We start from the raw sequence: 13,502 nt of genomic DNA on the forward strand, positions 1-13,502 counted from the left end.
TTGTAAAAGTTTAGTTTTAAAAGAAAGGTAATATGTCTAACTCAGTTTTATGGGGCTGGAACAGAAGGACAAGTGTATTTTACCTGTAGCCTGGGTCGTTTGCTTGCATCGCTTGCCTCTTTGGAACTAAATATCAGAAACTGATATTCTACTTCATTTTTAAGTTTTATTGAAAGCCCAAATCGCTGATTTGGGGAAAGGTTAACCATATCCTGTATCAAATTTTTCACATCCAGATTTGCACTAAAATCCCATTTTTGAGTAATGCTAGGAACTCCAACCTGATTAGCCGTGGTCGTGCTGGGTTGATTAATCCAGGTTACTCCACTTTCGGACCAAGAGGAGGTTACCCTTTGAATCCAGAATTCATTTGTGTTGTGATTTTCACCTCTATCCAAACTAGCGCCCTGCTGGCTAACCCCTTTGAGCATAAGAGTGGCTGATACGATGGTTGCGCCCTGAGGTATCTGGGCTAGCTCTGAGAAGTTGATAAATGTTCTCAAAGTTGCAGCAACACCTGTATAAGTCCAGGCGCCGACGTTAAGTTCTGGAAGTGATCCATAGTTTGTTCCTGCGGCACTTGGATGTGACATAACGCGTGCATCCTGTACCTGACTATAAGTTTCATCTGTGTTACAAATTATACTGAAATTAATAGTCTTGCTGCCAAGCTCCGTTGAACCATTAAATACCTTACCACGGATCTGATAAGAACCAAGGGTTGGCGGGTAACCTCCGTCACGCCCGTTAAGACCGAATGGACCTCCATCGCTACCAGCAACATTATCAGGACCCCATCCAGAAGAAAAACCGCCAGGACCGTCCAGATTAATCTGTACCTTATCGTAGTAATTAGCCCCCGATGAATTCGTAACCTGACCGGCGACGGCAATAAACCAGTTGGCCTGCCCACCACCGAAGCTGCTCAGCTGGATCTGATCTCCTTCTGCAAGATCCTTGATCTTCGTGCGGACTCCCGACACACCCGCTTTCCAGATCGAAAGTACGGGGATCAGAGGAGCGCTGCTGACAGTCACCGTAACGCTGGCATTCGCACTCACACATCCGTCTACAGTACAGGTCGCACTGTAAGTCTTTGTTGATGATGGAGATACCGTTTTGGTCGTTCCTGTACCAAGGCCGTCAGACCACGTAATCGTGCCTGAGCAGTTGGAAGCAGTCAGCGTACTGCTGCCTCCTACACTAATAGTCGACGGGCTCGCACTCAACACAGGTGTTGAGGGGGGCGTACAGCTGCCCGAACGGAAAAGACGGTTATCTGCAATGGACTGCTTGCTCAACCCGGGGCCAGCCCACTGTAATTCAAGCCCAAATCCTCCGCCTCCCTGTGCAAGCAACAATTTAATAGCATGTTTACCAGCTTTCAGACAGATCGTCCCGGTTTGCTCAGGACTTGTCCCGTGGCAACCTTCATAAGATACCACCGTCTGGCTACCAATATAAAACACAGCTGCATCATCACTTCCCAGGTAAAATGTGTATTCTCCGTCTGCCGGTACATCCAGATAACCTGTAAATTCAAAACCAAAGTTTTCATCACGGTTCCTGTTCCCAAGAGAGAAGTTTGTCACATTCCCTGCCTTGACAACCGTTTGACCAGACAACGAACTCGTAGCACACCAATTCCCACCCACTGCACTTTCATAGTACTTGTAATTGAGCCCCGATGAAGTCCCCGATGGATTTTCAGCGTTTCGCGGATTAGAACATACAGCTTCACATCCCGATGTCTGAGTGACCGTAATCGCAGAGGAAGCTGTACTCACACAACTACCTACTGTACACGTTGCCGTATAACTGCCCGCAATGCTTGTCGTATAGGTTGCCCCCGTACCCACCTGTGTACCGTCTTTATACCAGGTTACCGTACCGCTGCAGCCCGTGGCCGTAAGTGTTACCTGCTGGTTGGTCACAGAACAGACAGTAGTGCCCGAGGTTTTTGATATTGAAGGGGCTGAAGGAGTTGTACAGCTAACGCAATTCAGTGCATCTCCATCCCACTTTACGCAAGATGATAAAATATTATCCGGAATACTTTTTCCAGTCAGAAGGCCTATCCAGTCCCGGTTGACACGGTTCTCCGTTCCGGCCCAGTAAGCAACAGGACAACCAGAGACAATACGGATCACCGCATTCGTGGAAGTAGTTCCAAGAACCTGGCCTTCGCTGAACGTATAACCAGAACAGGTTACAGGGTCACATCCTGAGGTTGCCGAAACAACGACAGCAGAGGAATTTCCACTCACACAACTACCATCCGTACACGTTGCCGTATAACTGCCCGCTATGCTTGTCGTATACGTTGCCCCCGTACCCACCGGTGTACCGTCTTTATACCAGGTTACCGTGCCACTGCAGCCCGTGGCCGTCAGCGCTACCTGCTGGTTAGTCGCAGAACATACCGTTGTACCGGAGGTCTTGCTGATCGTTGGGGCGCTGCACGAGCTGACAATACTGAAATTAATAGTCTTGCTGCCCAGTTCCGTTGAACCATTAAATACCTTACCACGGATCTGATAAGAACCAAGGGTTGGAGCATAACCTCCGTCACGCCCGTTAAGACCGAATGGACCTCCATCGCTACCCGCAACATTATCAGGACCCCATCCAGAAGAAAAACCGCCAGGACCGTCCAGATTAATCTGTACCTTATCGTAGTAATTAGCCCCCGATGAATTCGTAACCTGACCGGCGATGGCAATAAACCAGTTGGCCTGCCCACCACCGAAGCTGCTCAGCTGGATCTGATCTCCTTCTGCAAGATCCTTGATCTTCGTGCGCACTCCCGATACACCCGCTTTCCAGATCGAAAGTACGGGGATCAGAGGAGAGCTGCTGACAGTCACCGTAACGCTGGCATTCGCACTCACACATCCGTCTACAGTACAGGTCGCACTGTAAGTCTTTGTTGATGATGGAGATACCGTTTTGGTCGTTCCTGTACCAAGGCCGTCAGACCACGTAATCGTGCCAGAGCAGTTGGATGCAGTCAGCGTACTGCTGCCTCCCACATTAATAGTCGACGGGCTCGCACTCAGCACAGGTGTTGAGGGGGGCGTACAGCTGCCCGAACGGAAAAGACGGTTATCTGCAATGGACTGCTTGCTCAACCCGGGGCCAGCCCACTGTAATTCAAGCCCAAATCCTCCGCCTCCCTGTGCAAGCAGCATTTTAATAGCATGTTTACCAGCTTTCAGACAGATCGTCCCGGTTTGCTCAGGACTTGTACCGTGGCAACCTTCATAAGATACCACTGTCTGGCTACCAATATAAAACACAGCTGCATCATCGCTTCCAAGGTAAAATGTGTATTCTCCGTCTGCCGGTACATCCAGATAACCTGTAAATTCAAAACCAAAGTTTTCATCACGGTTCCTGTTCCCCAGAGAGAAGTTTGTCACATTCCCTGCCTTGACAACCGTTTGTCCGGACAACGAACTCGTAGCACACCAATTCCCACCCACTGCACTTTCATAGTACTTGTAATTGAGCCCCGATGAAGTCCCCGATGGATTTTCAGCGTTTCGCGGATTAGAACATACAGCTTCACATCCCGATGTCTGAGTGACCGTAATCGCAGAGGAAGCTGTACTCACACAACTACCTACTGTACACGTTGCCGTATAACTGCCCGCAATGCTTGTCGTATAGGTTGCCCCCGTACCCACCTGTGTACCGTCTTTATACCAGGTTACCGTACCGCTGCAGCCCGTGGCCGTAAGTGTTACCTGCTGGTTGGTCACAGAACAGACAGTAGTGCCCGAGGTTTTTGATATTGAAGGGGCTGAAGGAGTTGTACAGCTAACGCAATTCAGTGCATCTCCATCCCACTTTACGCAAGATGATAAAATATTATCCGGAATACTTTTTCCAGTCAGAAGGCCTATCCAGTCCCGGTTGACACGGTTCTCCGTTCCGGCCCAGTAAGCAACAGGACAACCAGAGACAATACGGATCACCGCATTCGTGGAAGTAGTTCCAAGAACCTGGCCTTCGCTGAACGTATAACCAGAACAGGTTACAGGGTCACATCCTGAGGTTGCCGAAACAACGACAGCAGAGGAATTTCCACTCACACAACTACCATCCGTACACGTTGCCGTATAACTGCCCGCTATGCTTGTCGTATACGTTGCCCCCGTACCCACCGGTGTACCGTCTTTATACCAGGTTACCGTGCCACTGCAGCCCGTGGCCGTCAGCGCTACCTGCTGGTTAGTCGCAGAACATACCGTTGTACCGGAGGTCTTGCTGATCGTTGGGGCGCTGCACGAGCTGACAATACTGAAATTAATAGTCTTGCTGCCCAGTTCCGTTGAACCATTAAATACCTTACCACGGATCTGATAAGAACCAAGGGTTGGAGCATAACCTCCGTCACGCCCGTTAAGACCGAATGGACCTCCATCGCTACCCGCAACATTATCAGGACCCCATCCCGAAGAAAAACCACCAGGACCGTCCAGATTAATCTGTACCTTATCGTAGTAATTAGCCCCCGATGAATTCGTAACCTGACCGGCGATGGCAATAAACCAGTTGGCCTGCCCACCACCGAAGCTGCTCAGCTGGATCTGATCTCCTTCTGCAAGATCCTTGATCTTCGTGCGCACTCCCGATACACCCGCTTTCCAGATCGAAAGTACGGGGATCAGAGGAGAGCTGCTGACAGTCACCGTAACGCTGGCATTCGCACTCACACATCCGTCTACAGTACAGGTCGCACTGTAAGTCTTTGTTGATGATGGAGATACCGTTTTGGTCGTTCCTGTACCAAGGCCGTCAGACCACGTAATCGTGCCAGAGCAGTTGGATGCAGTCAGCGTACTGCTGCCTCCCACATTAATAGTCGACGGGCTCGCACTCAGCACAGGTGTTGAGGGGGGCGTACAGCTGCCCGAACGGAAAAGACGGTTATCTGCAATGGACTGCTTGCTCAACCCGGGGCCAGCCCACTGTAATTCAAGCCCAAATCCTCCGCCTCCCTGTGCAAGCAGCATTTTAATAGCATGTTTACCAGCTTTCAGACAGATCGTCCCGGTTTGCTCAGGACTTGTACCGTGGCAACCTTCATAAGATACCACTGTCTGGCTACCAATATAAAACACAGCTGCATCATCGCTTCCAAGGTAAAATGTGTATTCTCCGTCTGCCGGTACATCCAGATAACCTGTAAATTCAAAACCAAAGTTTTCATCACGGTTCCTGTTCCCCAGAGAGAAGTTTGTCACATTCCCTGCCTTGACAACCGTTTGTCCGGACAACGAACTCGTAGCACACCAATTCCCACCCACTGCACTTTCATAGTACTTGTAATTGAGCCCCGATGAAGTCCCCGATGGATTTTCAGCGTTTCGCGGATTAGAACATACAGCTTCACATCCAGATGTCTGCGTGACCGCAATCGCAGAGGAAGCTGTACTCACACAACTACCTACTGTACACGTTGCCGTATAACTGCCCGGCAGGTTCGTGGTGTACGTTGCCCCGGTACCCACCTGTGTACCGTCTTTATACCAGGTTACCGTACCACTGCAGCCCGTAGCCGTAAGTGTTACCTGCTGGTTGGTCGCAGAACAGACAGTAGTGCCCGAGGTTTTTGATATTGAAGGGGCGGAGGGAGTTGTACAGCTAACGCAATTCAAAGCATCACCATCCCACTTCACGCAGGACGACAGAACATTATCAGGAATACTCTTGCCTGTCATCAGGCCTATCCAGTCCCGGTTGACACGATTCTCCGTTCCGGCCCAGTACGCAACAGGACAACCCGAGACAATACGGATCACGGCATTCGTGGAAGTAGTTCCAAGAACCTGGCCTTCGGTGAACGTATAACCGGAACAGGTTACAGGGTCACATCCTGAGGTTGCCGAAACAACGACAGCAGAAGAATTTCCACTCACACAACTACCATCCGTACACGTTGCCGTATAACTGCCCGCTATGCTTGTCGTATACGTTGCTCCCGTACCCACCTGTGTACCGTCTTTATACCAGGTTACCGTGCCACTGCAGCCCGTGGCCGTCAGCGTTACCTGCTGATTAGTCGCAGAACATACCGTTGTACCGGAGGTTTTTGATATCGAAGGAGCTGTACAGGAATTAACAATACTGAAATTAATAGTCTTGCTGCCAAGCTCCGTTGAACCATTGAATACCTTGCCACGGATCTGATAAGAACCAAGGGTTGGCGGGTAACCTCCGTCACGCCCGTTAAGACCGAATGGACCTCCATCGCTACCAGCAACATTATCAGGACCCCATCCAGAAGAAAAACCGCCAGGACCGTCCAGATTAATCTGTACCTTATCGTAGTAATTAGCCCCCGATGAATTCGTAACCTGACCGGCGATGGCAATAAACCAGTTGGCCTGCCCACCACCGAAGCTGCTCTGCTGGATCTGATCTCCTTCTGCAAGATCCTTGATCTTCGTGCGGACTCCCGATACACCCGCTTTCCAGATCGAAAGTACGGGGATCAGAGGAGAGCTGCTGACACTCACCGTAACGCTGGCATTCGCACTCACACATCCGTCTACAGTACAGGTCGCAGTGTAAGTTTTTGTTGATGATGGAGATACCGTTTTGGTCGTTCCTGTACCAAGGCCGTCAGACCACGTAATCGTGCCTGAGCAGTTGGAAGCAGTCAGCGTACTGCTGCCTCCTACACTAATAGTCGACGGGCTCGCACTCAACACAGGTGTTGAGGGGGGCGTACAGCTAACGCAATTCAAAACATCTCCATCCCACTTCACGCAGGAGGACAGAATATTATCAGGAATAGTCTTTCCTGTCAGAAGACCTATCCAGTCCCGGTTGACACGGTTCTCCGTTCCGGCCCAGTAAGCAACAGGACAACCCGAGACAATACGGATCACGACATTCGTGGAAGTAGTTCCAAGAACCTGGCCTTCGCTGAACGTATAACCAGAACAGGTTACAGGGTCACATCCTGAGGTTGCCGAAACAACGACAGCAGAGGAAGCTACGCTCACCAAGCTGCCCACAGTACAGGTTGCGGTGTAACTGCCGGCAACGCTTGTCGTATGTGTTGTCCCTGTGCCTACCTGTGTGCCATCCTTATACCAGGTAACCGCACCGCTGCAGTTCGTTGCTGTGAGTGTTACCTGCTGGCTGGTGGCAGAGCACACCGTCGTACCAGAAGTCTTACTGATTGTGGGGGGACTGGGTTGAGAAATTTCACTTGTTTCGACACACACTTTCTTTGTACGAAAAATACCATTGGGGCCTCCGAATATCTGAAAAGTATTCTTACCTGCCACAAGAGAAGCATTGACGGTAACTTCCTGATAGTTCTCTGATCCTGCTGTATATGCAAAACTCAAAGACTGACTTGCCCCCCCGTTGATCTTAATGCTTCCTGTAGCAATTGATGAAGCCTGCGACCGATTATAGGTAATCTTAATCGTATAAGTTCCTGCAGTCGGGACATTAATCGTGTAGGTATAATTTTCAGGAGTATTATTGTAAAAGGCCACTGATTCCGCACTACAGCCACTGGGAACTTGTGGATCATAAGGATCTATAAGCGGCAAAGTCGGGCAGCCTTCATTATTTTTAAGATTGTAGGTAAAGGACTGAACCAGGTTATTTTTATAATCCCGGATTTCCGAAAGGCGGTTGAAGTTATCGTAGGAATACCTGGTTTCCAACTGATTAGGGTCAGTAATTTTTGATACACCAATCAGCGGGTAGGTATATTCAAAGGTGGTTGTTTGATTCCCTATCGTTTTTGATTTCAACAATCCTGTTTCGTCGGTGGTACCCCATGTATAACTTTGGGTGATACCATCAGACGCCGTAAACTGTTTCGGTTCTCCATTGGTAGTATAGCCATCAGTACCAAAATCAACAACTAAATCGGTGTATTTATTGTCATAAGTGAAAGTTCCATTATCGGTTTTGGATAAATTTATTCCGGATACAGGTGATAAATTACTGAACCGGTATGTTTTTTCCACCTGGATATTATTAAATCCCGGATTGGCTCCATATCTCCGGTACAAATTAATGTAACCATCCACCATGGCATCGGTACCGTTTTCGTCATTCCATATTTGCTGCTCAACCGGAGTTCCCTGCATGCCCAGGGCTTTCATAGCATAGAGACTTGCCGCGGGTTCTCCTACAGCTGACACCTGGTTGGAATAATCATAAGCATATTTATTCAGGGTCCTGGTAGTCTCACCGTTCCCCTTTGTTTTAATCTCTGTTGGCAAGCCTATGCCATTGTAGGTATATTCCGTTGTGGCAAGGGTAAACTTCGTCGGGTCCGTTTCATCATATTGATAAAGCTCTTCTTTTTCCGGCTTGTATTGGTAGGCATGATAGCCGTATGGGGCAGCTAAATAGCTAATTACAGTTTGATAGGTCGGGTCACCACCCGTACCATTTACCGAAATTTTGAAGTCATACATTGAAGCCTTTGCCGACTTTATAAATTGATCAGATAATTTTTTATAAGTTATCTCTCGTTTGCTGACTAATTTTGAACCATTCTGTACGGCGTGTTTTTCCTCTGATAATAATTTCCCCCTTTCAATTGATTTGTCGATCTGCGGATCATAGATATTTCCTTCCGTCCCCCATTTGTTCGATTCGAGAGTATAGTCATCCATATGACTTCCATCCTCCGATTCGTAATTAGTATATTTATATACCGTATAACTCTGATCACTATTTGTTTCTTTGACTTCTCTGTATCCAATATGACTGCCCAGACTGTTGGCACTCATTGGTAGTGTATTTGAAATCATAAAAAAGTTTCTTGCATAAGTCAAGGCATGGCCCCCATCTTTGTCAGCAGCCCTGAGGACTGAAAGCCATTGATACTGGTGTAATCCATTACCAATCCCGCTGGAACCGCCATTCCACTCATACGAATATGATTTTTCATTTACGCTATTACCCGTGCTTATGATTTTTTTTATTCGCAGCCCCCCTACGCCCTGAGTCAATGCCGGGGTAAGAGAGAAGCTACCGTCCGTATTAACCGTTTTATATTTATAAATGGTGTGAGGCTCATAAATAAACTCGGTTTTGCCACCAGTCGGATATATTATTTCTTTCAGGCTGCCAGCATTAAGTACATTAATATTTGTCGAGGGTTGCTTATGATTAAAATAATTATCCTTATTTGCTTCTATGTCAATATATTTAAATGCAGTATTATTATTGTAAAAACCCCAGTGATCGGTTTGATCATATTCGTCGAAGTATTCAGGTAAATTATCTTCATTGTGGTAGCTAAGATTAAAATTATTCTTACAGTCACCATCTTTCACAGACACTTTTTTCAGCATTAACCTGTGGTCAGCTGAGTTATTGTAGCCTAGTTCAATATTTTGAATGGTTTTACCATCCTTTTGTTTGACAACAATATTGTCAAGTTTTTTCCAAATTAGTTCATTGATAATGTATGGTATTTGTTGTGTTAAGGTTTTACCGGCGATTTCAGTTGGGTTATCAAAATCAAAATAGGTAAATAGATTGTAAAGGTTGTCTTCTTCACTGGTTGCCTGCATTCCTTCCGGACTTTCAAGCCAGTCAACATACCCTTTTAAGACCCTCTCCGGATATTTTAATTCTGTGGAATTAGAGCAGGAAAAGTCAACAGTCCCTTTTGGAAACGTGATTTTATTCAAGTAAACCGGGCGGATAAGATTACCCGAGTGTTTTTTCAGTTTCGACCAATTCGATTGCACACTTGACGTTCCTCCGCTTGCATAGCCGGCTATATCATAGGTCATGCTCCCGGTTTGATAGGAGTTATTGAACGATGCTATAAATTTACCCTCATTTTGGGCAGCATAAGTAAAGTTAACGGCAAGCCCTTCAGGAGTTTCAATTTTGGTAAGAAACCATGTGTCTGCAACCCAGATGTGATCTCTTTCGTCAAAAAAAGAGGTGCTATATTCAATGGCCGAATTTGTTCCGCCGAAAGAAAATTTCATCCCGTCAGCAGTAGTTATTACAAACCCTCCAAACGTATTTTGCAATGCGAAAGGGCCCCGGTGTCCGGCCGTAATTTCTTCCGGAACAGCAAGCAGGCCCTGATCCTGAATCTTCATCTCAGAATCCGACACAACCTGCCAGTCCCCAAGATGGCTTTTGTAGAATTTCCCGGAATACCCCAAAAAATTAAATGAAAATTCGTCAGGTTCGGTATCATAAAAAATACCAAAATCTATTTTAGCCTGAAGAATATTAACAAGCCCTGGCTTTTCGTTCCAATTAGTTGCAGCAAGTGCGCCTGTATGATGGTTATAACCATATTTACCCACATTTCCATTGGCCAGGACCCAGTGTTCATCATTTGCTCCCTTCACGGTCCTTGTTATCGCTCCTCCCGCGTTCAAATTCCAATTCAGTCCCACCCATCCCGGATGCTGATTGACCCGTACACCCGAAGCATGATAACTCAGGCTGATTGGCACTTTAATTTTGCCTTCATCTATCGTGTAAACAGGGATGTCAATATTGGGCGTTCCTGTATACAGCGACACAGGGACTTCACCATACATCCCCAGACTCGCCGCGTTGGGGCTTGGCATATTGACATTCGGTTTTTGGTATTGTGCGAATGTTAAGCCGTTACTTAAAAACGAAACAATTATTGTCGCAAATAATCCTTTAAGAAGGCTTGTATATCCTTCTGTAGGAAATGTCCATAGTAAAACTTTTTTCATAGAGGGTAAGAGCAGATCTTTAATATGCGGATTAAGGATTTACGATGGTTTTAGTTGTTTTTCTGTTGCCTTCTTTTACGGTGATTAGGTAGGTTCCGGCAGGCTGTTTGGATACGTTTGCCCTATCCAGATAATACCCGTTATTCAATGTCGCGGTGCGTGTTTCTATCACCCTTCCCGTCTTATCGGTAATCTGTATACGCAAAACGCCTTCTGAAGCCCCTCCGCGATAGGCCAGTTGTATCGGGCCCGAGGAGGGATTGGGATAAACAGCAATGCTATATGGATCTTTCAGAGACAGGTTGTCCGGAATAAACGCACAGCCCGGCTGATCGATGGTTGAAATAAAATGATCACTGTAACAACCTGATGGCGCATACACCCGTAAAGTAGCCTGGTAAGATCCGCTTTCCGGTAAAGCTTTTTCGGCAACCAGCCCATCGGCCTGAATTGCGTTGGCCGTAGCGTAAATCGTTTTCCCATTGTAATAGTCATTTTCCACAAGATCATATCTTTGGGTTTCATGATGGCCTGTCAACGAAACCTGAACCTGATTATTAAGGCAAGTCATTTTGGAGGAGATCCGGGGTTTGTCGCTACACTGAAATCCGGCATCCAGATGCTGGATATGCTCACCGGGGTTTGCAGTAGAAAATGCCATCACCGCGTATCCCTGCGGATCGGATACGGCATCGTTGTCAATCCCGGCCACACTTCCCTGCCTGGTTGCTGTCGGGTTCAACACACCGGTTTCCTGTTTGAATGGAATCCGCACTTCATAGGCTGTTCGTGAGGTGATGGTTTCTTTTACGTTTTGTTTATTGAAATGGTAAGTACCATTTTCATCGGAAACCGTGGTGCCGATCAGCTCATTGTTTCTGTACAACTGCAAAGTAATGCCGGGCAGCGCGGGTTCATCTGCCCCCTGCAAGCCATCTCCGTCATTGTCGATCCACACACGGTCACCAATTTCGGTCTCGGGTAATTCGGTTATCAGCTCTATGTCTCCTACATTATTGGATTTCCAGAAATAGCCAGGTTTCATACCTCCAGGGAATACCGACAACGCTCCCGTAAGCGCACCGGTTTCATTATCAAACCATTTCACGCCTCCTGTAACGGAGCGGTCGGGCTCTCTCACCGAGACCAGCAGGCTATTCGCATCAGGCAGGATAGCAAGCCCTCCTGCTGCGGTTTCATGGTGCCAGGTAATACCTGCACTGGTGAAGGAGTCGTCCCGGTAAAACTCCCCGCCACCCGGGCCTTCACCATTGGAGCGGCCTGCCGAAACACGTGCTCCGGCCTGTCCGTTCTGTTCTATCTGGAAGTTGTTCCGGGCTTTTCCAAGCCTTAGTACATCTCCTCCCGACAGCCCTCTGGCAGTGAGAAAAGAGCCTGTAACATCGGGCCGGTACAATTGCACGTCTGCAGTCTGGTGCCCCAACCGGTCCATCATGCTCACAATCATGGAGCCATCGGTATCAAATTCTATATCTGCGAGTATCGGTTGCGGGTAGATCATCCAGCCCGACTGCCCCAGTACCACCGTTTCTAAGTAATTGTCCGTCCAGGGATACCATCCCGTTACACCGTAATCAAGTACCCCGCGTGTATAATTTAGCGAAAAATGGGTTAATTCTTTGAATTTAGTTTTGGACGGGTCCGCTTCATCGGCTTCGATCATGTATACATAGGCATGCAGGTCTTCTGCCTTTTGAGAAAGCTGCGCATCACACACCATGCCTACATACACCTTGCCATTGTAATACTTCACTGCAAATGGCCGCGCTTCTCCGCCTTTCAGGGATGTTGCCGGAAGCGGGAAGCGGGTGATGAGCGTGGGGGTTGGGGCGGAGGGCTGGGGGTTGGGGGATGATTTTAAGGTGATGCGGTAGAGATGTTTATCATAAAGATTGATGGTATACAGGAAGCGGCTGTCGTCGGAGATGTCCAGTCCTCCCAATCCCACTTTCCCTACCTGCGAGAACATCAGGGAGTCGTGGCCGGCAATGGCCCAGTCGCTGCTCAGGTCACGCCTGAGCTGGTCATTGCCGGTTGAAAACCCGAGGGCATCCAGATTGATAAAGGGCCTGGTATCGCCACTCTTGCTATCCGTAATATAAATACCTCCTGAGCCCTCCGTGCCCAGCGCACCCAGGCGCTTGGCAATGGCGGCGGAAAATAATACCTGACGTGCACGGTCATAAGCCAGGCCCCATACGGAACCGGTTTGCTTAAAAGGTGCGAGTGCAGCGTACTTTACGGTATCCGCTGCATAAGCGGGGTAACTAACCAGTGAGGATAGGGCATCCAGGCTTTTGTTATCCAGATTTCCCAATCCATAGACCGCCTGTACGGCCCTGGGTTTTGAGCCTGCAAAGCGGGTGGGATTATAAAAAGGTAAGGAAATTTGCGCAGGAGCCGTGGCAAATAAAATCTGTGAATTTCCGGCAACCGGAACCATACCTTCCGGCAGGTTTATGAAGTTTAACCTCACACGCTGCCCCGGAGGTACATCCAGTACATAAGCACCATTGCCATCTGTGACGGCAGAAGTGATGAGCTTTCCCTGGCCATCATAGGCCGTTACGTTCACCTGTGCCTGTGTGGCTTCTGTATCATCCAAAACTCCATTGAAGTTGACATCCTGCCAGGTCTGGCCGGTGATTTGGGCGATGGAGTGGATTTGGGGCAGGCCCGCTGCCAAGAGTACAAGTGTGATAAAATAGTGATTTTTCACAGGAGGGGTGATTTGAGTTTATATTTTTT

Annotated in this window: 2 protein-coding genes; both read right to left on the reverse strand. The window is 48.0% G+C overall.

Going from position 1 to position 13,502, the window contains the following annotated elements:
• Positions 1-47: 47 nt before the first annotated feature.
• Complete coding sequence (locus KOE27_RS14965) at positions 48-10,733, reverse strand: PA14 domain-containing protein (RefSeq protein ID WP_215239667.1); 10,686 nt, start codon at positions 10,731-10,733, stop codon at positions 48-50.
• Positions 10,734-10,764: 31 nt separating this feature from the next.
• Positions 10,765-13,473, reverse strand: coding sequence for an SdrD B-like domain-containing protein (locus KOE27_RS14970; RefSeq protein ID WP_215239668.1), 2,709 nt, complete (start codon positions 13,471-13,473; stop codon positions 10,765-10,767).
• Positions 13,474-13,502 lie beyond the last annotated feature (29 nt).

This window comes from Dyadobacter sp. CECT 9275 (assembly GCF_907164905.1).
Lineage (GTDB): Bacteria > Bacteroidota > Bacteroidia > Cytophagales > Spirosomataceae > Dyadobacter > Dyadobacter helix.